Here is a 24,346-nt window from a genome sequence, read left to right as displayed (position 1 = left end):
GGACGATCAGCTCAGGGTCACGCGCGCGAACTTGCGCTTGCCGACCTGCACCACGTAGCTGCCCGCTGGCAGTTTCAGCCCCTTGTCGCTGATCACGACCGAATCGACGCGCACGCCGCCGCCGTCGATGAGGCGGTTGCCGTCCCCGGCGGAAGACGCCAGGTTGGCTTGCTTGAGCAATTGGCCGATGCCCAGCGGCGCGCCGTTCAGCGACACCTCGGGAATCTCGTCCGGCACGCCGCCCTTGCTGCGGTTGATGAAGTCCTGCTCCGCGGTCTCAGCGGCCGCCGCGCTGTGGAAACGGGCAGTGATTTCCTTGGCCAGCGCGACCTTTGCGTCCTTCGGATTGCGGCCACCCGCGATTTCCGCCTTCAGCGCCTCGATCTGCTCCAGCGACTGGAAGCTCAGGAGCGTGTACCAGCGCCACATCAGGTCGTCGGAAATCGACAGCACCTTGGCGAACATGGTGTTGGCGTCCTCGCTGATGCCGATGTAGTTGTTCTTGCTCTTGGACATCTTCTCGACGCCATCGAGCCCTTCCAGCAGCGGCATAGTGAGTATGCACTGCGGTTCCTGGCCGTATTCCTGCTGGAGATGACGGCCGACGAGCAGGTTGAACTTCTGGTCGGTGCCGCCCAGTTCGAGATCGCTCTTGAGCGCCACCGAGTCGTAGCCCTGCATCAGCGGGTAAAGAAACTCGTGCACCGAAATCGACTGGCCGGCCTTGAAGCGCTTGTTGAAGTCGTCGCGCTCCATCATCCGGGCGACCGTGTACTTGGCGGCCAGCTGGATCATTCCGCGGGCGCCCAGCGGGTCGCTCCACTCGGAGTTGTAGCGAATCTCGGTCTTCTCGGGGTCCAGCACCAGGCTGGCCTGCTTGTAGTAAGTCTGGGCGTTGGCCTCGATCTGCTCCCGGGTGAGCGGCGGACGGGTGTTGTTGCGCCCTGAGGGGTCGCCGATCGTGCTGGTGAAGTCGCCGATCAGGAAGATCACCCGGTGCCCCAGGTCCTGGAGCTGGCGCATCTTGTTGAGCACCACCGTGTGTCCGATATGGATGTCCGGCGCGGTCGGGTCGAGCCCGAGCTTGATGCGCAGGGGGGTGCCGGTCGCCTCCGAGCGCTGGAGTTTGCGCACCCACTCGTCCTGCGGCAGCAGCTCGTCAGCCCCCCGGAGGGATATTTCGAGCGCACGTCCTACACTATTTGAGAGGCTGGTGGATGTAACAGATTCGGCGTTCATGGGCTTTTTTAGCTGACTTTTTGGATGCCGAAGCTATACTCAGCCCGACTTTTCAAGCGCCGAATTCTAAGCGGCGCTTTTTCCGCACCGTCTCCTGCCGCCCTGAACGTACTGGGCCTTGCAGCACGGATTTGCAGAACCTGAGCTGGAATTCAAAGTTTGATCAACGGCATTCTTGCCGCCGAGGAGCTCCTTGCTTCTCGCGTGGCCTATACGTTCCGGACCTATCCCAAGCAGATCACGGCGCTCATCGCCGCGGCCATGCTGAGCGCCGGCACCCTCGCGGTGGCCTCGCTGGGTCCCGATGCGTCCGACCTCCCCGTCCATCAGATTCTCGAAGCCACCGCGCCCCAGTCTTTCGCAGACCAGACCGCCTCGCTCGAGAACTTCAGCTTCACGCTGTTTCGCACCGACATCACCCGTTCGAGCGACACGGCCGAAGCCCTGCTGAGGCGCCTGGGCATTTCCGACCCCGCAGCCACCGCCTTCGTGCGCGGCAGCGGCGAAGCCCGCAATGCGCTGTTCGCCCGCGCCGGCCGCACCATCACGGCCGAAGCCACGCAGGAAAACCAGCTCAAGAAGCTCAGCGCCCGCTGGATTCCCGATGGCGACGGCGGCTTCAAGCGCTTCGTCATCGAGCGCACGCCGGTCGGCTTCGTCGCCCTCACCGAGCGCGACACGCTGACGCCGGGCACCCGCCTGGCAAGCGGCACCATCCGCACCTCGCTGTTCGCAGCCACCGACGACTCGCGCATTCCCGATGCGGTGGCCAGCCAGCTGGCCGACATCTTCGCGGGCGACGTCGACGTGCGCGCCCTGCGCAGGGGCGACCGTTTCGCCGTGGTCTACGAGACCTTCGAAGCCGACGGACAGGCGCTGCGCAGCGGCCGCGTGCTCTCGGCCGAGTTCGAGAACAACGGCAAGATCCACCAGGCCGTCTGGTTCCAGCCCCCGGGCGCGGGCCAGAAGGGCAGCTACTACCGCCCGAACGGCGACAGCCTGCGCAAGGCCTACCTGGCGACGCCGGTCGAGTTCTCGCGCGTGTCCAGCGGTTTCGCGATGCGCATGCATCCGATCCTGAACAGCTGGCGCCAGCACAACGGCATCGACTACGCAGCACCCACCGGCACCTCGGTGCGCACGGTCGGCGACGGCACGGTCGATTTCGCGGGCACGCAGAGCGGCTACGGCAACATCATCATCATCACGCACCGCAACAACCAGCAAACGGCGTATGCGCATTTGAGCCGCATCGACGTCAAGGCCGGCCAGAGCGTGAGCCAAGGCCAGGCGATCGGCGCCGTGGGCTCCACGGGCTGGGCCACCGGACCGCACCTGCACTTCGAATTCCGCGTGGGTGGCGTCTACCAGGACCCCACCACCATCGCGCAAGAAGGCGGCGCCCCGATCACCGCGGCCCTGCGCCCGGCGTTCGAGCGGATCGCCGTCGGCGCCCGCACCGAGCTGGCCGCCGCTTTCTCGGTCATCCAGGCCAGCGCGGACTGAGCACGCCGGCTCAGCAGCCCTTTCTCTAGACCCGATCCGGAGATGGCTGCCGAGCTTTTCATCGGCCTGATGTCGGGCACATCGCTCGACGGCGTCGATGGTGTGCTTGCCGATTTTTCCGACGGCCGGATCGCGGTAAAGGCCTATGCCACCGCGGAGTTTCCCGTGGCCTTGCGCGCGGAACTCATGGCGCTCAACACCCCCGGCGAGAACGAACTGCACCGCGCGGCACTGGCCGGCAACGGGCTCGCCCGGGCCTACGCCGACGTGGTGCATCAATTGCTGGCGGACAGCGGCATCGCCGCCGGAGCGATCACCGCCATCGGCGCGCATGGGCAGACGGTGCGCCACCGGCCGCTCGAATTCGACGACGTCGGCTACACGCTGCAGATCAACAATCCCTCGCTGCTGGCCGAACTGACAGGCATCGACGTGGTTGGCGACTTTCGCAGCCGCGATCTCGCCGCCGGCGGCCAGGGCGCTCCGCTGGTGCCGGCCTTTCACCGTGCCCTGTTCGCACGCGCCGACGAGACTGTCGCCGTGCTGAACATCGGCGGCATTTCCAACCTGAGCCTGCTCCCCGCCACCAATGCGCCCGACGGCGCCATCGTGCGGGGCTTCGACTGCGGCCCCGGCAATGCGCTGATGGACCACTGGTGCCAGACCTACCAGGGCCAGCCCTTCGACCGCGGCGGCCAGTGGGCGGCCAGCGGGCAGGTGCTGCCCCAGTTGCTCGCGCAATTGCGGGCCGATCCGTATTTCGCCAAGGCGCCGCCGAAAAGCACGGGGCGCGACCTGTTCAATCCGACCTGGCTGGCTTCCCACCTCGGGACCACGGCCATGGCACCTGCCGACGTGCAGGCCACGCTCACGGAGTTGACGGCCAGTGCTTGCGCAGCCGATGTCGTCAACCACGGAAAAGACAGCCAGTTGCTGATCGTCTGCGGCGGTGGTGCGCTGAACGACCATCTTCTCGGGCGCCTGCGCGCGCTGCTGCCCGGCGTGCAGGTCGTGGCATCGACCGATGAGGGCCTGCCGCCGCAACAGGTCGAGGCCGCGGCGTTTGCCTGGCTCGCGCGCTGCACCGTCCGGCGCGAGGCGGGCAATCTGGCCAGCGTGACGGGGGCGCGCGGCGCGCGGGTGCTGGGCGCGATCTACCCGGCCTGAGCTTCAACCCTGGCCGGAAACCTCCGGCTGCGCAGGTTGTGCCGCACGCACTTCTGCGGGCAAATGCCAGAAGATCAGCGCAGATGCCACCGTGATCAACCCCATGCTCGCAAAAGTAGCCTGAAAAGCGTCGAGCGTGTGCGTGGCCGTCTCGGTGCCGAAGATCCCGTTGTAGCCCGCCAGCACGGCGCCCGCGGCCGCCACGCCCAGGCTCATGGCCAGCATCTGCACCATCGACAGCAGGCTGTTGCCGCTGCTGGCCATGGTGCCGTCCAGGTCCTTGAGCGTGATCGTGTTCATTGCCGTGAACTGCAGGGAATTGACCGCGCCGAAGGCCAGCAGCTGCAGCACGTGCAGCGCCATGGGCTGGCCGGGCGCCGTCAGGCCGAAACTGGCCATCGTGCAGCCCACCAGCACGGTGTTGACCACCAGCACCTTGCGATAGCCGTGGCGCGTGATGAGCGGCGTGGCGAAGCGCTTCATCGCCATGCCCGCGAGGGCGATCGGCAGCATCATCAGGCCGGCGCGCACCGGCGAATAGCCCATCGACACCTGCAGCAGCAACGGGACGAGAAAGGGCATGCAACTGCTGCCCAGGCGCGAGAACAGGTTGCCGATCAGCCCGATGCTGAGGGTCGGCACGCTGAACAGCGAGGGCGCGAACAGGGGCTCGGGCGTGCGCGCGGCGCGCAGCCAGTAAGCCACCACGCTCGCGAAGCCGAAGATCAGCACGACCATCACGCCCCCCTGGCGCAAGCCGAGTTCCGACACGCCATCCAGTGCCAGCGAGATCGCCACCATGCCGAAGGCCAGCATCGCGTAGCCGACACTGTCGAACCGCTTCTGGATGGCACCGCGCAGGTCCGGCATGTATCTGAGCGTGGCGATGCAGCCTGCCAGCCCCACTGGCACGTTGATCAGGAAGATCCAGTGCCAGGAGGCGTACTGGACCAACCAGCCGCCCAGTGTCGGCCCCAGCAAGGGACCTATGAGCCCCGGGATCGCGACGAAACTCATCGCCTGAAGGAATTCGCCGCGCGGCACCGTGCGCAGCAGCGCCAGGCGCCCCACGGGCAGCAGCAACGCGCCGCCCAGGCCCTGCACCACCCGCGCGGCCACCAGCTGGCCCAGGCCCTGCGACAGCGCACAGAGCACGGATCCGGCGGCAAACAGCACGATGGCCGCGAAGAAGATGCGCCGCGTGCCGAAACGGTCGGCGATCCAGCCCGAGGCGGGGATCAGCATCGCCATCGTGAGCGCATAGGCCACCACCACCGACTGCATCCGCAGCGGGCTCACGTTCAGGCTCGCAGCCATTGCGGGCAGCGCGGTGTTGATGATGGTGGCGTCCAGCGTCTGCATGAAGAAGCCGACGGCCACGAGCCACAACAGGCTCTTGCGGGAAGGATCGACGGCGGTGGCGGCTTCGGACGTCATGGGGAAAGAAGGGAAACAAAAAACGACGGGCAGCAAAAAGCCGCCCGGAGGCGGCTTTCTTGGAGGAGCCTTGTCAGCGGCATCCAGGCATCAGGCCGAGAAGCTCGATCCGCAGCCGCAGGTGCTGGTGGCGTTCGGGTTCTTGATCACGAACTGGGCGCCTTGCAGGTCTTCCTTGTAGTCGATCTCGGCGCCGACCAGGTACTGGTAGCTCATGGCATCGATCAGCAGCGACACGCCATTCTTGGTCATGGTGGTGTCGTCTTCGTTGGTGATTTCGTCGAAGGTGAAACCGTACTGGAAGCCGGAGCAACCGCCACCCTGCACGAACACGCGCAGCTTCAGCTCGGGATTGCCTTCCTCGGCGATCAGGTCGGCCACCTTGGCGGCCGCACTGTCGGTGAAGACGATCGGCTCGGGCATCTGGGTCTGGATGTTTTCGGCTACGGCGCTCATGAGAGGTAACTCCTTGGGGGCCGGACATGCGGCCAATGGAACGAATGCTACTGCAATGCCGCATTTCCGGCAGGCTGACTGTGGCGTGCACCCCAACGCAAGTGGGGTCGGATGCCTCGTCGCCAAGTACTGACAATGAAAAAGCCGCCCGAAGGCGGCTTTTGTTCGCAACGAACAGGATCAGCGCTTGCTGAACTGCTTGCGGCGACGGGCGGAATGCAGACCGACCTTCTTACGTTCGACTTCACGCGCATCGCGCGTCACGAAGCCGGCTTGGCTCAGCACGGGCTTGAGCGTTGCGTCGTAGTCGATCAGCGCACGGGTGATGCCGTGGCGCGTAGCGCCGGCTTGACCCGATTCGCCGCCACCGTTCACGTTGACCATCACGTCGAAAGCTTCGAGGTTGTTGGTCAGCGCCAGGGGCTGCTTGGCAATCATGATCGAGGTTTCGCGGCCGAAGAACTCTTGGATGTCCTTGCCGTTGACCGTGATCTTGCCGGTGCCTTTTTTCAGAAACACACGGGCGACGCTGGATTTGCGACGGCCGGTGCCATTGTTCCATTCACCAATCATTCTCAAGGCTCCTTACAGTTCCAGCACTTTGGGCTGTTGGGCGGTATGCGGGTGCTCAGCACCACCGTACACCTTGAGTTTCTTGATCATCGCGTAGCCAAGCGGACCCTTGGGCAGCATGCCCTTGACGGCCTTTTCCAGGGCACGGCCCGGGAACTTGGATTGCATGTCGCGGAAGTTGGTGGCACTGATGCCGCCCGGGTAGCCCGAGTGACGGTAGTACACCTTGTCGATCGACTTGGCGCCGGTGACGCGCAGTTGCGCGGCGTTGATGATGACGATGAAGTCACCGGTGTCGACGTGAGGCGTGTAAATGGCCTTGTGTTTGCCGCGCAAACGGAGAGCAACTTCGCTGGCTACTCGTCCGAGGACCTTGTCGGTCGCGTCAATCACAAACCACTCGTGCGTCACGTCAGCGGGCTTGGCGCTGAACGTTTTGGTCATGAGTTTTTCTCTTGAAAAGAGGGTTTGGCGAGCCCTTTTCCACGGTCGGCGTTCCTCTGATGGGAATCTCTTAGGTGGGGTTTCATTCGCACCGCAAGACGGATTGAATGCCTTCGCCGCGGGGCCACAAAAACGCTGCGAAGCCCGCGATTATATGAAGAATCGGCCGATCTGGCCAATTTCCGCCGTCGCCGGGCTTCGCGCGGGGCGCTGCAGCTCAGCGGGCCGGCGCGGCCACCGGGCTGGCCACGGCAACGCCGGTGTCGATCTTGCGAACCAACGTGCCGGTGTCCAGGCTTTCGTCGCGGTGCCCACTGCGGTCGTACAGGCGCTCTTCGCCGATGACCATCTGGATCCACGTAGGGTACGTGTAGGCCGTGCCAGCGCTGTCGTCGACCGCAGCGCCGATCACGCCACCGGCGATGACGAAATTCCCCAGGAATCCGATGTTGGGACGCGAGATCGCCTGGCCGGTGGCCACGCCCTGCCCGTCGACCGAACACTGGATCACGAGGTCCGCCCGCGAGCGGCGCACGCCGATGACCCGGCCGGAGCGCATCCTCACCTTGGCCTTGTCGTTGACGGCTCGGCATCTTGCATCGGGAATGACCTCGCCCTTCTGCGACAGGACGTCCACGCGCATCGGCTGATCGAGCCCTTGGCTGACGGCGGCGCAGCCGCCCAGGACCGACAAAATCCCCATCGAGGCCGCGAGGCCCCAAAATCTCCAGTTCGACGGACTCATCCTGTTTCCCTCTCTCGTTTTGTAATTTGATGTTACCGCAGCCTCTATTGATAGGCTGTTGCGCATCTGCCACCTACTCGGAATCCCTCATGTTCAGTTACCGCCACGCCTTCCATGCCGGCAACCACGCCGACGTGCTCAAGCACACGGTGCTGATTGCCACGCTCGACCACCTGCTTGAAAAAGAAGCCGCCCTCACGGTCGTCGACACCCACGCCGGCGCTGGCTTGTATCGGCTCGACGGCGACTACGCCGACACCAGCGGTGAAGCGGCCGATGGCATCCTGCGCTTGCTTGCCCCCCCGAAAGAGCCCGCCGCACCCGCCCCCGCTGCAAAGTCGGCGGCCAAGAAAGCGGCGCCGGAAACCCAGGCCCCGCTGGCCGACGCGATCGCGCGCTACCTCAGCGTGATCGGCGACTTCAACCCCAAGGGCGGCGCCCGCGTCTACCCCGGCTCGCCGTTCATCGTGCAGCACCTGCTGCGCGATCACGACAAGCTCAAGCTGTTCGAGTTGCACCCGACCGACGCCCGCACGCTCGACGCCAACATCGCCCAGCTGGAAGCCGGCCGCCAGATCGCCGTGCTGCGCGAAGACGGCTTCGGCAGCGCCACCAAGTTCCTGCCGCCGCCGTCTCGCCGCGCGCTGGTGCTGATGGACCCGAGCTACGAGATCAAGAGCGACTACGCCCGCGTGCTCGACTTCGCAACCGAGGCGCTCAAGCGCTTCGCCACCGGCACCTACGCCGTCTGGTATCCCATCATTCCGAGGCCCGAGGCGCACGACCTGCCGCGCCGGCTCAAGACCATGGCGACCAAGGCCGGCAAGCCGTGGCTGCATGCCACGCTGACGGTCAAGTCGAGCAAGCTGACGGCCACGCCCACCGGCGAGACCAAGCGGCCCGGGCTGCCGGCCAGCGGCATGTTCCTGATCAACCCGCCCTACACCCTGAAACCGCTGCTTGCGGCAGCGCTGCCGCAACTGGCCGAGAAGCTGGCGCAGGACCGCAACGCGACCTTCTCGCTCGACAGCGGGGGCTGAGCCGCTTTTTCAGCGGCTCAACGGCGACGGCGCGGCGGCACGACCGCCTTGCGGCGCGCCGGCACCGTGGCCTTGGCGCGATCGGCGCCTGGCGCCACGGGCGCGGCAACCTCGCCCGGTTCGACAGCGACCCCGCCGCAGCGCATGCCCGCGGGGCCGACGACCGACAGCGCGACCTGCTTGATCCCGAGCCCCGTGAGACCGATGCGGTCGGCCGCGGCCCGGCTCAGGTCGATCACGCGGCCTTGCGAATAGGGTCCGCGGTCGTTGATGCGCACCAGCACCTCGCTGCCGTTGACCAGGCTGCGCACGCAAACGCGCGTATTGAACGGCAGGGTCTTGTGGGCGGCTGTCATGGCGCCCATGTCGAAGCGCTCGCCGCTGGCCGTCTTGCGCTGGTGGAACTGGATGCCGTACCAGGATGCGCCGCCGCGTTCGAAGATCTCGCGGGGTCCGTCGTCACCGGGCACGCCGTCGTCGGGCGTCAGCTCGCCGGTGCCCGACACCGCGAGGTCATAGCGCACCGATGGCACATCCGACCGCGCCGAAGCGCCCGGCGGAACGGCCAGCCCCGGCGACAGCGGCCGCAGGCGCGAGCCCGCTGCCGCGCCCGGATCGGCACCGCCCTCGGTGGCGGGCGGCATGGCGCAGCCCGCAAGCACGCAGGTCGCAGCGACGAGCACGAGGCGAAGCCCCGCGCGCAGCGATGGACCTGCGGCGCGCCCTCTCAATCGAGGCGCTCCAGTACAGCCAGCGTCGCCGCCGACTGGTTCATCGTGTAGAAATGGATCGCGGGTGCGCCGCCGTCGCAGAGGCGCGCGCAGAGGTCGGTCACCACGTCCAGGCCGAAGGCCTTGATCGATGCCGTGTCGTCGCCGAAGCCCTGCAGCCGCAGGCGGATCCAGCGCGGAATCTCGGCCCCGCAGGCGTCCGAGAAGCGCATCAGCTGCGTCGAGCTGGTGATCGGCATGATGCCCGGCACGATCGGCGTGTCGAGCCCGAGCTTGCGTGCGTCGTCGACGAAGCGGAAGTAGGCCTCGGCGCTGAAGAAATACTGCGTGATGGCCGAGTCGGCCCCCGCCTTCACCTTGGCGGCGAAGGCCTGCATGTCGGCTTCGGGCGAACGGGCCTGCGGATGAATCTCGGGGTAGCAGGCCACCTCGATGTGAAAGTCGCTGCCGGTCTCTTCACGGATGAAGGCGACGAGGTCGCTCGCGTAATGGAACTCGCCGCCGATGCCGTAGCCGCTCGGCAGATCGCCGCGCAACGCGACCAGGCGCTTCACGCCCATGGCCTTGAGTTCGGCCAGCTGCTCCCGCACCGTGGCCTTGGTGGCGCCGATGCAGGAGAAATGGCTCGCGGCGTCGACGCCTTCGCTCAGGATCTCCTGCACCGCACCGAAGGTGCCCTGGTGCGTGGAACCGCCGGCGCCGTAGGTGACCGAGCAGAACTGGGGCTTGCGCACGTAGAGCTGCTGGCGCACCGCGCGCAGCTTGACCGCGCCTTCGGGCGTCTTGGTCGGGAAGAATTCGAAACTCAGCGGAAGGCGCACCTGCGTCTCCTTAGGAGCCGTTCGCGCCGGACGCGCGCACGGCGTGAATGAAAAACTCGCGGTTGCCATCGCCGCCGGCGATCGGGCTGTCGAACCACTGCAGCACCTGCAGGTCGAGCGCGGCGCAGGCGTCGCGCAGGCGCTTCTGGACCACCGCATACATCGTCTCGTCGCGCACGATGCCGCCCTTGCCGACCTGGCCGGGCTGCAGTTCGAACTGCGGCTTGACGAGCATCAGCAGGCGCCCGTCGTCGGCCAGAAAGGGCACCACCGCCGGCAGCACCAGCGTGAGCGAGATGAACGACAGATCGCCAACGATCAGGTCGAAGCGCAGCTCGTCTTCCGACGCGCCCTCTTCCTGCAGATCGTCCGGCGACAAGGCCCGGGCATTGACGCCTTCGATGGCGACGACGCGCTCGTCCTCGCGCAGCTTCGCATGCAGTTGCCCATGGCCGACATCGACGCCCACGACCTTCGTCGCGCCGCGCTGCAGCAGGCAATCGGTAAAACCGCCGGTCGACTGGCCCACGTCCAGGCACAGCTTGCCGGCAGGATCGACACCGCTGACAGTCAGCGCTCCTTCGAGCTTGAGCCCGCCGCGCGAGACGTAGCGCGCCTCGGCCGCGTCGTCCAGCTCGAGCTCCGCGGACTCGGGCACTTCGTCCTTGTTCTTGACGACGGCGCGCCATGCGTCGCTCGTGCCCGCATCGCGCCAGCGCATGCCGCCGGCAATGAGCCGCACGGCTTGCGAACGCGACGCGGCGAGGCCGCGTTCCACCAGCAGTTGATCAGCGCGCATGAACGAAGCGCCGGGCCGCCCCAAGCAAGCTCGCACCGCAGTGCGAAGCACGGAGGTTTTTCATCATGCGATCAGTAGCGGTACGTGTCCGGCTTGTACGGGCCACTCTTGCTCACGCCGATGTAGGCGGCTTGCGAGTCGGTCAGCTCGGTCAGCATGGCGCCGACCTTCTTCAGGTGCAGGCGCGCGACCTTCTCGTCCAGGTGCTTGGGCAGCACGTAGACCTTGCCGGCCTTGTAGGCGTCCTGCTTGGTGAACAGCTCGATCTGCGCGATGGTCTGGTTGGCGAACGACGACGACATCACGAAGCTCGGGTGGCCCGTGCCGCAGCCCAGGTTCACCAGGCGGCCCTTGGCCAGCAGGATGATCTTCTTGCCGTCCGGGAAGGTGATGTGGTCGACCTGCGGCTTGATTTCTTCCCACTCGTACTTCTCGATCGACGCGACGTCGATCTCGTTGTCGAAGTGGCCGATGTTGCAGACGATGGCCTGGTCCTTCATCTTGGCCATCGTGTCGTGCGTGATGACGTCCTTGTTGCCGGTGGTCGTCACGAAGATGTCGGCCTTGTCGGCCGCGTATTCCATCGTCACGACCTTGTAGCCTTCCATCGCGGCCTGCAGGGCGTTGATCGGGTCGATCTCGGTGACCCACACCTGGGCGCTCAGTGCACGCAGGGCCTGGGCCGAGCCCTTGCCCACGTCGCCGTAGCCGGCCACGCAGGCCACCTTGCCGGCGATCATCACGTCGGTCGCGCGCTTGATGCCGTCCACCAGCGATTCGCGGCAGCCGTACAGGTTGTCGAACTTGCTCTTGGTGACCGAGTCGTTCACGTTGATGGCGCGGAACAGCAGCGTGCCCTTGGCGCTCATCTCGTTCAGGCGGTGCACGCCGGTGGTCGTTTCTTCGGTCACGCCGATGATTTCAGCCGACTTGCGGGTGTACCAGGTGCTGTCGACGGCCAGCTTGGCCTTGATCGCGGCGTAGAGGATGCGTTCTTCTTCGCTGGTCGGGTTGGCCAGCACGCCCAGGTCCTTCTCGGCGCGTTGGCCCAGGTGCATCAGGAGCGTGGCGTCGCCGCCGTCGTCCAGGATCATGTTCGGGCCTTCGCCCGCCGAACCCTTGGGGCCGAAGTCGAAGATGCTGTGGGTGTAGCCCCAGTAGTCTTCCAGCGACTCGCCCTTGATCGCGAACACCGGCGTGCCCGAAGCGGCGATGGCCGCGGCAGCGTGGTCCTGCGTCGAGAAGATGTTGCACGAGGCCCAGCGCACGGTGGCGCCCAGGGCTTGCAGCGTCTCGATCAGCACGGCCGTCTGAATGGTCATGTGCAGCGAGCCCGTGATGCGCGCGCCCTTGAGCGGCTGCGCCTTCGAGAACTCTTCGCGGATGGCCATCAGGCCGGGCATTTCGGTTTCCGCAATGCGGATTTCCTTGCGGCCCCAGGCGGCGAGGGACAGGTCGGCAATCGCCTGGTCGGCGGTCAAGACGGGGGTGGGCTTGAGAACAGCGCTCATGAGAACTCCAAAACTGGTTTGAAAGATGCCACTGCGTACGGGGTCTGACGGAAAAAGGACTCACCGCGAGAACAGCGGATGAGCGTGGTTGCGATGTGGTCCGAGCCTCACGCCTGACGGCGCTGCAACGCTCCTCGGAACGGCGGATTGTAGACGGGGCGCCACGCCGAGCCAACCGCTGGGGTATCCCACATGACGGGAAGCACGTTTCATTTTCGAGGCGTACATTGATCCGCACCCCAACACCAAGACCCAAGACCCCTCCCATGTTCTCCAGAATCCCCTCGACCCTGCTGGCCTCGGCCGCTCTTCTTGCCGCCGCTGCCGCCCCGATCGCCGCCTCGGCGCAGGCCGCCTCCGAACAAGTCCGCATCCGCGGCACCATCGTCCGCGTCGATGCCAAGACCCTCGTGGTGCAGGACCGCGGCGGCGAAGTCGTCAGCCTTGCGCGGCCGGCCGACATGCAGCTGTCGGAGGTCTACCGCATCAAGCTGGCCGACATCAAGAAGGGCAGCTTCATCGGCACCGCCGCAATGCCGCAGGCCGACGGCTCGCAGAAGGCGCTCGAAGTCGTGGTGTTCCCCGAGGCCGCGCGCGGCACCGGCGAAGGCCACCGCCCGTGGGACCTGCTGCCGCAGAGCACCATGACCAATGCCACCGTCGCCGACCTGGCCGCGGCGCCGAAATCGGTGAAGGGCGGCCAGCAGCTGCGCCTGACCTACAAGGGCGGTGAGAAGACCGTCATCGTGCCGCCCGACGTGCCGGTCGTGACCTTCCGCCCCGGCACCGAGGCCCTCCTGGTGCCCGGCGCCAAGGTGCTGGTCAATGCACAGGAAAAGAACGGCACGCCGACCGCGCTGCGCGTCACCGCAGGGCGCAACGGCTTCGCGCCGCCGATGTAGGCATTCGGTACAGGCTTTCAATATCCAAGGGAAATCCCGCAGGCATTTTTGCCGTCGCGGGGGCCTTGGCCGTGCCGGTGCGGCGTATCGTGGCGAGGGACTTTTGCCGTCCGGCCGGTCCTTGCCATTCACCCGTTCACCCGACACAGGAGATACCGCACCATGGCCACTGCCAAGAAAGCCGCCGCCAAGAAGACCACCGCCAGCAGTAGCAGCAGCGCCAGGACGGCCGCGCCCAGCGCCGCCGACATGCTCAACCCGCTGAAGAACCTCAAGGGCATGACCGATCGCCTGCAGGAACTGAACCTCACCGGCGGCGCGGGCAAGTTGCTCGACAGCGGCCGCAAGGACCTGCAGGCGCTGATGCAGGCCAACGAGAAGTCCTACCAGGGCCTGCAGACCGTGGTGCAGCGGCAGACCGAGATGATCAAGAGCGCCATCACCGAATGGCAGGCCGCCGCCAAGGAAATGCCCGGCAAGGACGCCAAGGCCAACCTCGCCAAGCTCGACGAGCTCGGCCGCCAATCGTTCCAGCGCGCCATCGACGACATCAAGGAACTGGCCAATCTCGCCGCCAAGTCGCAGGCCGAGGCCTTCGACGTGGTGCGCCAGCGCATCCAGTCCAACGTGGACGAAGTGACCAAGCTGCTGCAGCGCAAGCAATAAGCCGGGCGCCTTCGCCATGACCGCCGTCCCACCCCGCACCGAGCGGCGCACGCGCGCCAACGGCGTCGAACTCGCGTGGGACAGCTTCGGCGATCCCGACGCGCAGCCGCTCCTCCTGATCATGGGCCTCGGGGCCCAGATGGTCGCCTGGGACGACGCGTTCTGCGCCCGCCTGGCCGAAGCCGGCGGGCACCGCGTGATCCGCTTCGACAACCGCGACATCGGCCATTCGACACACCTGTCGCACCTGGGCATTCCCGACATCCAGGCGCTGATGCTGCAGGCCATGGCGGGCAAGCCGCTTGCGGTGCCCTACACGCTGCGCGACATGGCGGCCGACTGCATCGGCCTGCTCGACGCGCTCGGCATCGACCGCGCGCACATCGTGGGCGCATCGATGGGCGGCGCCATCGGGCAGGAGATGGCCATCCATCACCCGCACCGCATGCGCTCCTTCACCAGCATCATGTCCACCACCGGCAACCCGGCGCTGCCGCCGCCCACGCCCGAGGCGATGGCGGTGCTGTTCTCGCCGACGCCGCTTTCCTTCGATGCCTACCTGCCGCACTACAGGAAGGTCTGGCACGTGCTGCGCGGCCCCGACTTTCCGCTGGACGAGGCACGCGATGCCGAGCGCGCGCAGCTCATCTTCCTGCGCGGGCTCAACCCGGGCGGCGTGGCGCGCCAGCTGGCGGCGATCTTCGCGTCCGGCAACCGCAAGCCCGCGCTGCGCGACGTGCAGGTGCCCACGCTGGTGATCCACGGCGACGCCGATCCGCTGGTGCCGGTGGCCTGCGGCGTCGATGTGGCCGATGCCATTGCGGGCGCGAAGCTGCTGCGCATTCCGCGCATGGGCCACGCGCTGCCGATTCCGATGTGGCCGCAGATCATCGACGCCATCGCCGCGCACACCGGGCAGCGCCGCGATCACTGAACGACCGATAGACGACGGGGCCCTGTCCATGAACAAGTTCTCCCCCCTCGACCCGATGGCCATGTGGCGCGAGCTCACGGCCCAATGGGAAAAGAGCACCAACGAATTCGCCAACGAGACCATGGCCTCGGACCCGTTCCGCCAGGGCATGCACGGCGGCATGAACGCATCGCTCACCGCGCAGAAGGGGCTGGGCGACCTGATGGCGCGCTACCTCACGATGCTGAACCTGCCCACGCGCGCCGACATCCAGGCACTGGGCGAGCAGTTGCAGCGCATCGACGATCACCTGGCGAACATCAGCCGCGCGATGGAAGGCGAAGGCGGGCGGAGCCCGGCAACCTCCGCAGCTGCGCACGCGCCGCCCAAGCCGCGCCGCACCAGACAGCCGCCGCAAGCTGCGGCCGCCGCGAAAGCCCCGGCCCCGGCACCGCCCCCCGCACCGAAGCGCCCCGCGAGAAAGCGCAGCGCGCGATGAACGCCATGGCCGAGGCGCTCGCCCTGCCCGACATCGGCGCGGAGATCGAGCGCGCGATCCAGCGCAACATCAAGGGCCTGGATTTCCTCACCTCCGCCACGCCCTCTGTCGGCCAGACGCCCAAGGACGAGATCCACCGCCGCGGCACGCTGAGCCTCTACCACTACCGTCCGATGGTCGACGAGATCTACCGCGTGCCGGTGCTGATGGTGATGGCCACCACCAACCGCGCCTACATCTTCGACCTGGCGCCCGGCCAGAGCATGGTCGAGTACCTGCTCCTGAAGGGCTACGACGTCTACGTGATGGACTGGAACGCGCCGCGCGCCGACGAGAAGCGCCTGCGCATCGAGGACTACGTGCTCGACTTCATTCCCGATTCCATCCGCCGCGTTCAGGAAGACTCGGGCGAGGAAGACGTCACCATCGCCGGCTACTGCATGGGCGGCGTGCTCTCCACGCTCTACGCGGCGCTGCACCCGGACGGGCCGATGAAGAACCTCGCGCTCTTCACCACGCCCATCGACTTCAGCCGCATGAAGCTCTTCCATGCGTGGTCGGACCGGCGTTATTTCGATGTCGACCGGCTCATCGACACCATCGGCAACGTGCCACCCGAAATGCTGTTCGCTTCGTTCGACATGCTGCGTCCCGCGGGCCGCAGCGCCGGCGTGGTGCAGCTGTGGGACAACATGGCCAACGACGAGTTCGTGAAGTCGTACCGCATGTTCGACCGCTGGGGCGCCGAGATGCTGCCGCTGGCCGGCGAGTACTTCCGCCAGACCGTGAAAGAGCTGATGTGGGATAACAAGCTCTTCAAGGGCGAGCTGGTGCTCGGCGGGCGCAAGGTGCTGCTGGAAAACATCAAGGTGCCGGTGCTGCACGCGCTGGCGCAGCACGACCACATCGTTCCCTACGAAGCTGGCCAGCCGCTCGTCGCCCACATCGGTTCGGCCGACAAGGAAGAGGTGGTGCTCAAGGGCGGCCACGTCAGCCTGGCGGCGGGCGCCAACGCAGTGCGCCGGCTGTGGCCCAAACTGGACGACTGGCTTGGAGTGCGCTCGACATGACCATCACCTTGGCCTCTTCCTCTCGCAACTACCCGCGCACCGTGGCGAACGGCGACGGCGCCATCGAGCTGCGCCTGATGACCGCGTACGACGCCCCTGCCGTGCTGGCCTTTGCGAAGGCGCTGCCGGCGCACGACCTGCTCTTCTTGCCGCGCGACATCACCGAGCCAAAGGTGATGGGCGCCTGGGTGCGCGCCATCGAGCGCGGCGACATCGACAGCGTGCTCGCGGTGCGCGGCAGCACGGTGCTCGGATGCGCGGCGGTGATCCGCGATCCGCATTCCTGGTCAGGTCACGTGGCCGAGCTGCGCGTGCTGGTGGCGCCGGCGCTGCGCGGCAGCGGCCTGGGCCAGCAGCTCGCGCAGGAGGGCTGTGCGCTGGCGGTCGAACGCGGGCAGGAAAAGATCGTCGCGCAGATGACGGTCGACCAGCGCGGCGCGATTGCCGTCTTCCAGGCGCTGGGCTTCCGGCCCGAGGCACTTCTGAGCAAGCATGTGAAGGACCGGCAGGGCCAGGCGCACGACCTCGTGGTGCTGAGCAACGACGTGGCGCAGTTCGAGGCGCAGATGCGGGCGTATGGGGTGACGGAGGCGTTTTAGGCCCCGGGGCCGGCGGTTTCGGGGCGGCCTTCTAAAATCGCGGCATTCCCCCGCAGATTGCCCACCTTGTCTTTTGTCTCAGAAACCCGCCGCCGCCGCACCTTCGCGATCATTTCCCACCCTGACGCCGGCAAGACCACGCTGACCGAAAAGCTGCTGCTTTTCTCGGGCGCGATCCAGATCGCCGGCTCGGTGAAGGCGCGCAAGGCCTCGCGCCACGCCACCTCCGACTGGATGGAAATCGAAAAGCAGCGCGGCATCTCGGTGGCCTCGTCGGTCATGCAGATGCTGTACCGCGACCACGTCATCAACCTGCTGGACACGCCCGGCCACAAGGACTTCTCGGAAGACACCTACCGCGTGCTCACCGCCGTCGACTCGGCGCTGATGGTGATCGACGCGGCCAACGGCGTGGAAGCGCAGACGCGCCGCCTCATCGAGGTCTGCCGCCAGCGCGACACGCCCATCATCACCTTCGTCAACAAGATGGACCGCGAAGTGCGCGAGCCGCTGGACATCCTGGACGAAGTGGAGCGCGAGCTCGGCATGCCCTGCGTGCCGATGACATGGCCCGTGGGCCAGGGCAAGAGCTTCCGCGGGATCATGAACCTGCGCACGCAGACGATGACGGTGTTCGAGTCGGGCAGCGAACGGCTGCCGCACGACTTCGAGACCATCCCGCTGACCGACCGCGAAACGCTCACCAAGCGCTTCGGCGCCGATTTCGAATCCGCGATGGACAGCATGGAGCTGGCCACCGGCGCTTCGCCCACCTGGGACCGCGAGGCGTTCCTCGCCGGCAAGCAGACGCCGGTGTTCTTCGGCTCGGGCGTGAACAACTTCGGCGTGATGGAAGTGCTCGACGCGCTGGTCGACCTGGCCCCGCAACCGCAGTCGCGCACCAGCACCACCATGGTCAACCGCCAGCCGGTGGTGAAGGAGATCCAGCCCGAGGACAAGGACTTCGCGGGCGTGGTCTTCAAGGTGCAGGCCAACATGGACGCCAACCACCGCGACCGCATCGCCTTCGTGCGCATGGCCTCGGGCAAGTACACGCCGGGCATGAAGCTCAAGGTGCAGCGCACGTCCAAGGAGCTGCGGCCCACCAGCGTCGTGACCTTCATGAGCCAGCGCCGCGAAGCGGTCGAAGAAGCCTATGCAGGCGACATCGTGGGCTTCACCACGCACGGCGGCGTGCAGCTGGGCGACACCATCACCGACGGCGCGAGCCTGCAGTTCACCGGGCTGCCCTTCTTCGCGCCCGAGCTGTTCATGACCGTGATCCTGAAGAACCCCCTGCGCACCAAGCAATTGCAGCAAGGCCTGGCGCAACTCGGCGAAGAAGGCGCGATCCAGGTGTTCCGCCCCGAAGTCGGCGGGCCGATGCTGCTGGGCGCGGTCGGCCAGTTGCAGTTCGAAGTGGTGCAGCACCGCCTGAAGGCCGAGTACGACGCCGACGTGCGGCTCGAAGGCTGCCAGTACACGGGCGCGCGCTGGATCACGGCCGACACCCCGGCCGAGCTGCGCGAGTTCGTCAACGCCTATCCGGTGCGCATGGCCAAGGACGCGGCCGACACGCTGGCCTTTCTCTGCACGTCGCCCTACGACGTGCGGCTGGCGCAGGAGCGGTTTCCGAAGATCCACTTCCATCCGCTGCGGGAGCACGCGGGGCTGGCGCTGCAGAGCGCCGGTTGATCGCTGCGAAAAAGTCCTAGCTGCCCGTCGACGCGTAGCGGCGCACCCCCAGCCGCCACACGCCGAAGGCAGCCGCCAGGAACACGAAGCCCGTGACCGGCGACACGATGCCCACCCACCCTGGCGCCCCCAGCGGATCGGCCTTGCCCAGGATCGCCAGCGCCGGGTAATAGGCCACGCAGGCCAGCGGCACCGCGAAGGTCAGCACGCGGCGGAACCACCGCGCATACAGCGCCAGCGGATACTGCGCCGCCTGCACGCCGCCGTAGGTGAGCACGTTGGCGATCTCCAGGCTCTCGACGGTCCAGAACGACAGCGTGCCCTGCAGCACCAGGATGCCGAGGAACAACGCGACCCCACCGGCCAGCGCGAACAGCGCGATGGCCGCCGCGGCCGGCGTCCATTCGATGCCTGCCTGCTGCGTGGCGAACGCCATGACGGCCAAGCCCTGCAGCAGGCGGCCCGCGCGGCTGATGCGAAAGTCGTTGCCCATCAGCTGCAGCGCCAGGGGACGCGGGCGCAGCAGCAGGCGGTCGAAGGCGCCGGTGCGCAGGAACTCGGTGCCGAGCACGTCGAAGCCGCGGCCCAATGCGTCGGCCAGCGCGAACATGCAGTTGACCAGGCCATAGAACAGCGCCACCTCGCCGATGCGCCAGCCCTGCACATCGCCGAAGCGATGGAACAGCGCCCAGACGACGATCACCTCGATGCCGGTGCCCAGGAACTGGCCGACGGTCAGCATCAGCGCCGAGGCGGGATAGCGCGCCTGGCCGCCGATGGACGCGCGCACGAGGCGAAAGAAAAGAGCAAGCGAGCCCATCCCGGTCAGCCCCCCTGGATCTGGAGGCTGCGCATCGTGCGGCCCATCGCGAAGCGTCCCGCCGCGACGATCACGACGATCCAGAAGCACTGCAGCGCGAGCGCGGCCACGGCATGCCAACCGGCCAATTGCCCGAAGTACAGCCGCGCCGGAATGTCCATCAGCCCGGCCAGTGGCTGGACCAGCAGCACCGTCTGCCAGGCGTCCGGCAACAGCGCGAGCGGCAGCAGGTTGCCCGACAGCACGATCACCACGGGCGTCGCCACCGCGCTGATGCCGCGCTCGTTGAGCGCGGCGGTGGCCGCCACGTTGAGCAGCATCACCATCGATGCCGACAGAAGCAGCGCCAGCACCGTGGACAGGAGGAATGCGAGCCCCGAGGCCCAATTCGCGGGCAACTGCCAGGCCCATTCGCCAAGCCCCGCCAATGGCAATGCGACCGCCGCGAACGCCGCCATCAGCGCCACGCGCGGCAGCACGCGCGCGGCAATCCATCCGGCGCTGCCCGCGAACCACAGCGCGTAGGCGTCCACCGGGCGCAGGCGGTCGTAGGCGACCGCGCCGGTGCGAACGGCCTGCGCCACTTCGGGGTCGCCGAGCCAGGGCAGCAGCACGAGCAGCCCCTGGGCCAGCCATGTGTAGGTGATGGCCTGCGCGAGCGACATCGACGAACTCGCGCCCGCGATGGCCGTGCCGCCGTAGAAGGCGGCGAACACCATCACCTTGATGCCGCCCCACCAGCACTGCGTGGCGAAGCCCGCGAGCGCGGCCGTGCGGTACTGCAGCATCTGCAGGAAGCGCGAGGCGAAGGCCGCGACGTAGGGGCGCGCGAGGGTTCGCAATTGCGTCACGCTTCGGCCGCTCCATGCATCGCATAGAAGCGCGCGATCACCGCCTCGATCGCCATGCCTTCCAGGCGGATGTCCTCCACCGCGTGCTCGGCGGCGATGCGCGCGATCAGCGCCGGCGCGGTGGTCACCGAAGGATCGAAATCGAGCACCAGCGTCTGCCCGTCGCGGGCATGCACCGTGGCACCGGGCACGTGTGCGGGCAGCGCGGCGTCCTGCGCGAAATCGACGATCAATCGGCGCTCGGCCATCACCTGCGCGCGCAGCGCCTCGACCGGGCTGTCGGCCAGCACGCGGCCGTGGCCGATGACGATCACGCGCTGGGCCAGCGCCTCGATGTCGTGCATGTCGTGCGTGGTGAGCAGCACCGTGGTGCCGCGCTCGCGGTTGGCGCGGCGCACGAAGTCGCGCACCGCGAGCTTGGAGGGCGCATCCAGGCCGATGGTCGGCTCGTCGAGGAAGAGGATGTCGGGCTCGTGCAGCAGCGCCGCCGCGATCTCCGCGCGCATGCGCTGGCCCAGCGAGAGCTGGCGCACCGGCTGGTCGAGCACGCGCTCCAGGTGCAGCAGCGCGACCAGCTCGTCGCGCGTGCGTCTATAGCGCTGCGCATCGACGCGGTAGATGTCGCGCAAGAGGTCGAAGCCGTCGCCCACGGGCAGGTCCCACCACAGCTGCGTGCGCTGGCCGAAGACCACGCCGATGCGCGCCACGTGCCGCTCGCGGTCCGCGAAGGGATCGCGGCCATCGACCTCCACGCGCCCGCCATCGGGCCGCAGGATGCCCGCGAGGATCTTGATGGTGGTCGACTTGCCCGCGCCGTTCGGCCCGATGAAGCCGAGCAGTTCGCCGCGCTGCAGCTCGAAGGACACGCCCGACAGCGCCTGCACCGTGCGGTGGCGGCGATGCAGCAGGCCGCGCAGCGCGCCCATCACGCCCGGGTCGCGCTCGGAAATCCGGTAGGTCTTGAGGAGGTGGTCGACGAGGATGTGGGGCATGGAAAAGAGCCGCGCCGGCCGGGAAGGCGCGGCGGGGGCGGGATGCTACACGAAAGCGCCGGTACGATCTCGGGCTCTCCAGAGATTCATCGCCATGTCGTCTTCGTCGCCTTCATCGTCCCTCCTGCCCGCCTCGCCCACCCACCTGCTGCCGCTGGACCGCTGGGCCGCGCCGGCGCGCAGCGCGCTCATCGGCGTGTTCACGGACATCGACGACACGCTCACCACCGACGGCGCGATCACGGCCGATGCGCTGCAGGCGCTCGGCGACCTGAAGGCAGCCGGCTTCGCCATCGTGGCGATCACCGGCCGGCCTGTCGGCTGGAGCCTGCCCTTCGTCACCACCTGGCCGGTCGATGCGATCGTGGCGGAGAACGGCGCGGTGGCGCTGCTGCCCACGGCGGATGGGCGGATCCAGAAGCGCTACCAGCAGGATGCGCCCACGCGCGCCGCCAACTTCGAGCGCATGCAGGCGGTGCTGGCGCGCATCGAGCGCGAGATCCCGGGTGCGCAGCGCGCCACCGACTCGGCGGGGCGTGAGACCGACATCGCCATCGACCACAGCGAGTTCGTGCAGCTGGACGAGGAGACCATCGCGCACGTCGTCGCGCTGATGCGCAGCGAAGGCATGCATGCCACGGTGAGCAGCATCCACATCAACGGCTGGTACGGCGACAACGACAAGCTGGAGGGCGCGCGCTGGATCGTGCGCGAGCTCTGGGGCCGCACGCTCGACGATGAGCTCGACCGCTGGGCCTACGTGGGCGACTCCACCAACGACCAGCTGATGTTCCGCACCTTCGCGAGCAGCATCGGCGTGGCGAACGTGGCGCGCTTCGTGCCGCAGCTGGAGCACCTGCCGCGCTACGTGACGGAGGGCGAGCGCGGCGTCGGCTTTGCCGAGGCGGCGCGCGCGATGCTCTCGGTGCGCGCTAGCCGCTGACCGGCAGGCTGCGCGCGTTGCTGCGCAGCGCCGCCCATTGCCGCCAGATGCCGAAGGCCGTGATCAGCAGCAGCACTGCCGCATAGCCTTGCACCGTGTTCAGCAGGCCGAGCGGCTTCACCAGGAAGCCCGCCAGCATCGCGGGCAGGCTGAACGCGAGGTAGCAGACCACGAAGATGGCGGCGAACAGCTCGCCGCGCTCGTGCGAATCGGCGAGCGGCGCCAGCGTCTGCACCAACGCCGAGAACGCGCCGCCGAAGCCCAGGCCCGCGATCGCGGTACCCACAAAGAACAGCGCGAGCGATTTCGTCGCCAGCGACGCCAGCAACAACACCAGCCCCACCGCGATGCTGGCCGCGCCGAAGACGACCGTGCGCGGTGCGGGGAAGCGGCCGAGCAAGGTGGGCGCGAGCGCGCCGAAGCCCGAGAGCACCGCCACCGTGAGGCCGTTGACCACGCCGTTGTCGACATGGAACACATGCAGCATCAGCGACGGCGCGAGCGACAGGTACAGGCCGCCCAGCGCCCACACCGCGATGAGCACCGGGAGACCCCGCACGAAGTCGGCCCGGGCTCGCGTGGGAATCGACACGCGCGGCACCAGCGAAGCAAGAGCGCCAGCGCGCGGCGTGACGGTCTCGGGCATCCACAGCACCACCGCCGCGCCGACAGCGAACACCACGGCCAGCACGCCGAACACCAGCGTCACCGGCTGGTCGGTGAACCTGACCGCCATGCCGGTCAGCAGCGCCCCTACCGCGAGCCCCGCGAGCGGCGACACGCTGGTGATCAGCGCGCCCAGGCGCTTGCGCGATGCCGGCGCGGCCTCCACCACCGCCGCGCTCAGCGCGCCGCTGGCGATGCCCGTGGCCACGCCCTGCACGATGCGCGCGACGATCAACCCGGCGATGTCCTCTGCCAGCACGAAGAGCCCCATCGCCACCGCCTGCAGCACCAGCGCCGCCAGCACCACCGGGCGGCGGCCGATGTGGTCCGAGAGCGAGCCGGCGACCAGCAGCGAGATCAGCAGCGCAATCGCATAGATCGCGAACGCCACCGTGAGCATCGACGCCGAGAAGCCCCAGGCGTGCTGGAACACCACGAACAGCGGCGTGGGCGCGGCCGCGGCGAAGAAGAAGGCGAACAGCACCGCGGCCAGCAGCGGGAAACCGACCGCCGACGGCAGGCGCCAGGGCTTGGAACGGGCAGCGACGTCGGCGGTGGCAACGGCGAGTTCAGGGCAGGAGGAAGGCATTGGAGATCCTTAACGCAATTTTTTTAGCTTTTGTGATTCTAGACCTGTAGATTCACTAAAGCAAACAACTTTGCGTTAAAGTCTCTCCATGAACGATGTCGTCCTTCCCAGCAAGCGTCCCGGCGGCCGCAGCGCCCAAGTGCAGGCGCTGGTGCGCACTGCCCTCGAACAACTGGTGGCCGAACAGGGGAGCGAGCGCGTCACCGTGCCGGCCGTGGCCGAACGCGCGGGCGTCAGCGCCTCCAGCATCTACCGCCGATGGGGGGATCTGTCAGGGCTTCTGGCCGAGACGGCCACGCGCCGGCTGGACCCGGACCGGCCGCTGCCGAACACCGGCGCGCTGCGCGCAGACCTGACCGCGTGGGCGCAGGAGCTCATCACGCACCTGGCGCAGCCCTGCAGCAAGTCCTTGCTGAAAGCCGCGGCCGCGCTGGCCACCGGCGATGCGGACACCGACTGCCTGCGCAACCGCCGCAGGGAAGCGCTGACGCTGGTCGAGCAAGCCCAAGCCCGCGGCGAGCACGCGCCCGAGGCGCAGCAGGTGATCGATCACCTCATTGCGCCAATCGTGTTCCGGCTGGTGTTCGGGGCCGAACCGGTGAAGCCGGAACTGGCAGAGCGGCTGGTGGGCGAGCTGTTTGCGATTGCGGCAAGCAGTATCTGAGGCCCGCA

Annotated in this window: 26 protein-coding genes and 1 riboswitch; of the genes, 12 read left to right on the top strand and 14 right to left on the bottom strand. The window is 67.5% G+C overall.

Annotated elements, in window-relative coordinates:
• Positions 1-6 precede the first annotated feature (6 nt).
• A complete protein-coding gene (tyrS, locus tag BM133_RS30045) occupies positions 7-1,239 on the bottom strand; it encodes a tyrosine--tRNA ligase (protein ID WP_093442349.1) in 1,233 nt (410 codons plus the stop codon).
• A gap of 159 nt (positions 1,240-1,398) precedes the next feature.
• Between tyrS and BM133_RS30040 the strand changes: the two genes are divergently transcribed.
• Both BM133_RS30040 and BM133_RS30035 read left to right on the top strand, forming a co-directional pair.
• Positions 1,399-2,745, top strand: a complete 1,347-nt coding sequence (locus BM133_RS30040) for a M23 family metallopeptidase (protein ID WP_093442347.1) — start codon at positions 1,399-1,401, stop codon at positions 2,743-2,745.
• A gap of 42 nt (positions 2,746-2,787) precedes the next feature.
• Positions 2,788-3,912 carry an anhydro-N-acetylmuramic acid kinase gene (locus BM133_RS30035; protein WP_093442344.1) on the top strand — a complete coding sequence of 375 codons (1,125 nt, stop codon included), beginning with the start codon at positions 2,788-2,790 and terminating at the stop codon, positions 3,910-3,912.
• A 3-nt stretch (positions 3,913-3,915) separates the two neighbouring features.
• Here BM133_RS30035 and mdtD read toward each other — a convergent pair whose 3' ends face one another.
• From mdtD to BM133_RS30010, 5 genes are all read right to left on the bottom strand, one after another.
• Positions 3,916-5,349 (bottom strand): multidrug transporter subunit MdtD, encoded by a 1,434-nt coding sequence (gene mdtD, locus BM133_RS30030; RefSeq protein ID WP_093442342.1) that lies wholly within the window; start codon positions 5,347-5,349, stop codon positions 3,916-3,918.
• 90 nt (positions 5,350-5,439) lie between these two features.
• Positions 5,440-5,805, bottom strand: a complete 366-nt coding sequence (gene erpA / locus BM133_RS30025) for an iron-sulfur cluster insertion protein ErpA (RefSeq protein ID WP_013543663.1) — start codon at positions 5,803-5,805, stop codon at positions 5,440-5,442.
• A 180-nt stretch (positions 5,806-5,985) separates the two neighbouring features.
• Positions 5,986-6,378, bottom strand: a complete 393-nt coding sequence (gene rpsI / locus BM133_RS30020) for a 30S ribosomal protein S9 (RefSeq protein WP_007827948.1) — start codon at positions 6,376-6,378, stop codon at positions 5,986-5,988.
• Between the two features lie 12 nt (positions 6,379-6,390).
• Entirely contained in the window at positions 6,391-6,822 is a 432-nt protein-coding gene (gene rplM / locus BM133_RS30015) for a 50S ribosomal protein L13 (protein ID WP_013543664.1), read from the bottom strand.
• A 217-nt stretch (positions 6,823-7,039) separates the two neighbouring features.
• Positions 7,040-7,567, bottom strand: a complete 528-nt coding sequence (locus tag BM133_RS30010) for a hypothetical protein (RefSeq protein ID WP_143100236.1) — start codon at positions 7,565-7,567, stop codon at positions 7,040-7,042.
• Positions 7,568-7,656: 89 nt separating this feature from the next.
• Between BM133_RS30010 and BM133_RS30005 the strand changes: the two genes are divergently transcribed.
• The gene (locus BM133_RS30005; RefSeq protein WP_093442338.1) at positions 7,657-8,607 is read left to right on the top strand and encodes a 23S rRNA (adenine(2030)-N(6))-methyltransferase RlmJ; all 951 of its coding nucleotides are present in this window, start codon (positions 7,657-7,659) and stop codon (positions 8,605-8,607) included.
• Positions 8,608-8,624: 17 nt separating this feature from the next.
• Here BM133_RS30005 and BM133_RS30000 read toward each other — a convergent pair whose 3' ends face one another.
• From BM133_RS30000 to ahcY, 4 genes are all read right to left on the bottom strand, one after another.
• Positions 8,625-9,251: a septal ring lytic transglycosylase RlpA family protein gene (locus BM133_RS30000; RefSeq protein ID WP_093442689.1), complete on the bottom strand. Its 627-nt coding sequence runs from the start codon at positions 9,249-9,251 to the stop codon at positions 8,625-8,627.
• Between the two features lie 83 nt (positions 9,252-9,334).
• Positions 9,335-10,159: a methylenetetrahydrofolate reductase [NAD(P)H] gene (metF, locus tag BM133_RS29995; RefSeq protein WP_093442335.1), complete on the bottom strand. Its 825-nt coding sequence runs from the start codon at positions 10,157-10,159 to the stop codon at positions 9,335-9,337.
• A 10-nt stretch (positions 10,160-10,169) separates the two neighbouring features.
• Positions 10,170-10,958 carry a TlyA family RNA methyltransferase gene (locus BM133_RS29990; protein WP_093442332.1) on the bottom strand — a complete coding sequence of 263 codons (789 nt, stop codon included), beginning with the start codon at positions 10,956-10,958 and terminating at the stop codon, positions 10,170-10,172.
• Positions 10,959-11,029: 71 nt separating this feature from the next.
• The gene (ahcY, locus tag BM133_RS29985; protein WP_093442330.1) at positions 11,030-12,469 is read right to left on the bottom strand and encodes an adenosylhomocysteinase; all 1,440 of its coding nucleotides are present in this window, start codon (positions 12,467-12,469) and stop codon (positions 11,030-11,032) included.
• Positions 12,470-12,542: 73 nt separating this feature from the next.
• A riboswitch (S-adenosyl-L-homocysteine riboswitch) is annotated at positions 12,543-12,611 on the bottom strand.
• Positions 12,612-12,735: 124 nt separating this feature from the next.
• On the opposite strand from ahcY, the gene BM133_RS29980 reads away from it, so the two are divergent.
• The 7 genes from BM133_RS29980 (at position 12,736) to BM133_RS29950 (ending at position 18,813) form a co-directional block, all read left to right on the top strand.
• Complete coding sequence (locus BM133_RS29980) at positions 12,736-13,371, top strand: hypothetical protein (RefSeq protein WP_093442327.1); 636 nt, start codon at positions 12,736-12,738, stop codon at positions 13,369-13,371.
• A 162-nt stretch (positions 13,372-13,533) separates the two neighbouring features.
• Complete coding sequence (gene phaP, locus BM133_RS29975) at positions 13,534-14,037, top strand: TIGR01841 family phasin (protein WP_093442325.1); 504 nt, start codon at positions 13,534-13,536, stop codon at positions 14,035-14,037.
• Between the two features lie 16 nt (positions 14,038-14,053).
• Positions 14,054-14,971: an alpha/beta fold hydrolase gene (locus tag BM133_RS29970; RefSeq protein ID WP_093442322.1), complete on the top strand. Its 918-nt coding sequence runs from the start codon at positions 14,054-14,056 to the stop codon at positions 14,969-14,971.
• A gap of 28 nt (positions 14,972-14,999) precedes the next feature.
• Positions 15,000-15,449 carry a cyclin family protein gene (locus BM133_RS29965; protein WP_093442319.1) on the top strand — a complete coding sequence of 150 codons (450 nt, stop codon included), beginning with the start codon at positions 15,000-15,002 and terminating at the stop codon, positions 15,447-15,449.
• Complete coding sequence (locus BM133_RS29960; protein WP_093442317.1) at positions 15,446-16,519, top strand: alpha/beta fold hydrolase; 1,074 nt, start codon at positions 15,446-15,448, stop codon at positions 16,517-16,519. Before BM133_RS29965 ends, BM133_RS29960 begins: the two co-directional genes overlap by 4 nt.
• Positions 16,516-17,118, top strand: a complete 603-nt coding sequence (locus tag BM133_RS29955; protein ID WP_093442314.1) for a GNAT family N-acetyltransferase — start codon at positions 16,516-16,518, stop codon at positions 17,116-17,118. Before BM133_RS29960 ends, BM133_RS29955 begins: the two co-directional genes overlap by 4 nt.
• Positions 17,119-17,184: 66 nt before the next feature.
• Positions 17,185-18,813, top strand: coding sequence for a peptide chain release factor 3 (locus BM133_RS29950; protein ID WP_093442311.1), 1,629 nt, complete (start codon positions 17,185-17,187; stop codon positions 18,811-18,813).
• A 16-nt stretch (positions 18,814-18,829) separates the two neighbouring features.
• Here BM133_RS29950 and BM133_RS29945 read toward each other — a convergent pair whose 3' ends face one another.
• The 3 genes from BM133_RS29945 to BM133_RS29935 are packed head-to-tail and all read right to left on the bottom strand — an operon-like array spanning position 18,830 to position 21,476.
• The gene (locus tag BM133_RS29945) at positions 18,830-19,633 is read right to left on the bottom strand and encodes an ABC transporter permease (RefSeq protein ID WP_093442309.1); all 804 of its coding nucleotides are present in this window, start codon (positions 19,631-19,633) and stop codon (positions 18,830-18,832) included.
• Between the two features lie 5 nt (positions 19,634-19,638).
• On the bottom strand, positions 19,639-20,421 hold the full coding sequence (locus BM133_RS29940) for an ABC transporter permease (RefSeq protein ID WP_093442687.1): 783 nt from the start codon (positions 20,419-20,421) through the stop codon (positions 19,639-19,641).
• A gap of 59 nt (positions 20,422-20,480) precedes the next feature.
• Positions 20,481-21,476, bottom strand: coding sequence for an ABC transporter ATP-binding protein (locus BM133_RS29935; protein ID WP_093442306.1), 996 nt, complete (start codon positions 21,474-21,476; stop codon positions 20,481-20,483).
• 94 nt (positions 21,477-21,570) lie between these two features.
• Here BM133_RS29935 and BM133_RS29930 point away from each other — a divergent pair, with 94 nt between their 5' ends.
• Positions 21,571-22,419 carry an HAD-IIB family hydrolase gene (locus BM133_RS29930; protein WP_093442303.1) on the top strand — a complete coding sequence of 283 codons (849 nt, stop codon included), beginning with the start codon at positions 21,571-21,573 and terminating at the stop codon, positions 22,417-22,419.
• Here BM133_RS29930 and BM133_RS29925 read toward each other — a convergent pair.
• The gene (locus BM133_RS29925; protein WP_093442300.1) at positions 22,409-23,674 is read right to left on the bottom strand and encodes an MFS transporter; all 1,266 of its coding nucleotides are present in this window, start codon (positions 23,672-23,674) and stop codon (positions 22,409-22,411) included. The genes BM133_RS29930 and BM133_RS29925 overlap by 11 nt on opposite strands.
• Positions 23,675-23,762: 88 nt before the next feature.
• Here BM133_RS29925 and BM133_RS29920 point away from each other — a divergent pair, with 88 nt between their 5' ends.
• Entirely contained in the window at positions 23,763-24,338 is a 576-nt protein-coding gene (locus tag BM133_RS29920; RefSeq protein ID WP_093442298.1) for a TetR/AcrR family transcriptional regulator, read from the top strand.
• The last annotated feature ends 8 nt before the right edge of the window (positions 24,339-24,346 follow it).

The sequence above is a fragment of the Variovorax sp. 770b2 genome, assembly GCF_900115685.1.
Classification (GTDB): domain Bacteria; phylum Pseudomonadota; class Gammaproteobacteria; order Burkholderiales; family Burkholderiaceae_C; genus Variovorax.
Note: the sequence above shows the minus strand (reverse complement) of the source record. Positions and strands in the feature narration are given on the sequence as shown.

What these genes read in the sequence shown, in the direction of transcription:
- tyrS (WP_093442349.1), bottom strand. Translation starts at nt 1,239, where the DNA reads ATGAACGCCGAATCTGTTACATCCACCAGCCTCTCAAATAGTGTAGGA.
- BM133_RS30035 (WP_093442344.1), top strand. Translation starts at nt 2,788, where the DNA reads ATGGCTGCCGAGCTTTTCATCGGCCTGATGTCGGGCACATCGCTCGAC.
- mdtD (WP_093442342.1), bottom strand. Translation starts at nt 5,349, where the DNA reads ATGACGTCCGAAGCCGCCACCGCCGTCGATCCTTCCCGCAAGAGCCTG.
- erpA (WP_013543663.1), bottom strand. Translation starts at nt 5,805, where the DNA reads ATGAGCGCCGTAGCCGAAAACATCCAGACCCAGATGCCCGAGCCGATC.
- rpsI (WP_007827948.1), bottom strand. Translation starts at nt 6,378, where the DNA reads ATGATTGGTGAATGGAACAATGGCACCGGCCGTCGCAAATCCAGCGTC.
- rplM (WP_013543664.1), bottom strand. Translation starts at nt 6,822, where the DNA reads ATGACCAAAACGTTCAGCGCCAAGCCCGCTGACGTGACGCACGAGTGG.
- BM133_RS30010 (WP_143100236.1), bottom strand. Translation starts at nt 7,567, where the DNA reads ATGAGTCCGTCGAACTGGAGATTTTGGGGCCTCGCGGCCTCGATGGGG.
- BM133_RS30005 (WP_093442338.1), top strand. Translation starts at nt 7,657, where the DNA reads ATGTTCAGTTACCGCCACGCCTTCCATGCCGGCAACCACGCCGACGTG.
- BM133_RS30000 (WP_093442689.1), bottom strand. Translation starts at nt 9,251, where the DNA reads ATGCCGCCCGCCACCGAGGGCGGTGCCGATCCGGGCGCGGCAGCGGGC.
- BM133_RS29990 (WP_093442332.1), bottom strand. Translation starts at nt 10,958, where the DNA reads ATGCGCGCTGATCAACTGCTGGTGGAACGCGGCCTCGCCGCGTCGCGT.
- ahcY (WP_093442330.1), bottom strand. Translation starts at nt 12,469, where the DNA reads ATGAGCGCTGTTCTCAAGCCCACCCCCGTCTTGACCGCCGACCAGGCG.
- BM133_RS29980 (WP_093442327.1), top strand. Translation starts at nt 12,736, where the DNA reads ATGTTCTCCAGAATCCCCTCGACCCTGCTGGCCTCGGCCGCTCTTCTT.
- phaP (WP_093442325.1), top strand. Translation starts at nt 13,534, where the DNA reads ATGGCCACTGCCAAGAAAGCCGCCGCCAAGAAGACCACCGCCAGCAGT.
- BM133_RS29970 (WP_093442322.1), top strand. Translation starts at nt 14,054, where the DNA reads ATGACCGCCGTCCCACCCCGCACCGAGCGGCGCACGCGCGCCAACGGC.
- BM133_RS29965 (WP_093442319.1), top strand. Translation starts at nt 15,000, where the DNA reads ATGAACAAGTTCTCCCCCCTCGACCCGATGGCCATGTGGCGCGAGCTC.
- BM133_RS29960 (WP_093442317.1), top strand. Translation starts at nt 15,446, where the DNA reads ATGAACGCCATGGCCGAGGCGCTCGCCCTGCCCGACATCGGCGCGGAG.
- BM133_RS29955 (WP_093442314.1), top strand. Translation starts at nt 16,516, where the DNA reads ATGACCATCACCTTGGCCTCTTCCTCTCGCAACTACCCGCGCACCGTG.
- BM133_RS29945 (WP_093442309.1), bottom strand. Translation starts at nt 19,633, where the DNA reads ATGGGCTCGCTTGCTCTTTTCTTTCGCCTCGTGCGCGCGTCCATCGGC.
- BM133_RS29940 (WP_093442687.1), bottom strand. Translation starts at nt 20,421, where the DNA reads ATGCTGCAGTACCGCACGGCCGCGCTCGCGGGCTTCGCCACGCAGTGC.
- BM133_RS29935 (WP_093442306.1), bottom strand. Translation starts at nt 21,476, where the DNA reads ATGCCCCACATCCTCGTCGACCACCTCCTCAAGACCTACCGGATTTCC.
- BM133_RS29930 (WP_093442303.1), top strand. Translation starts at nt 21,571, where the DNA reads ATGTCGTCTTCGTCGCCTTCATCGTCCCTCCTGCCCGCCTCGCCCACC.
- BM133_RS29925 (WP_093442300.1), bottom strand. Translation starts at nt 23,674, where the DNA reads ATGCCTTCCTCCTGCCCTGAACTCGCCGTTGCCACCGCCGACGTCGCT.
- BM133_RS29920 (WP_093442298.1), top strand. Translation starts at nt 23,763, where the DNA reads ATGAACGATGTCGTCCTTCCCAGCAAGCGTCCCGGCGGCCGCAGCGCC.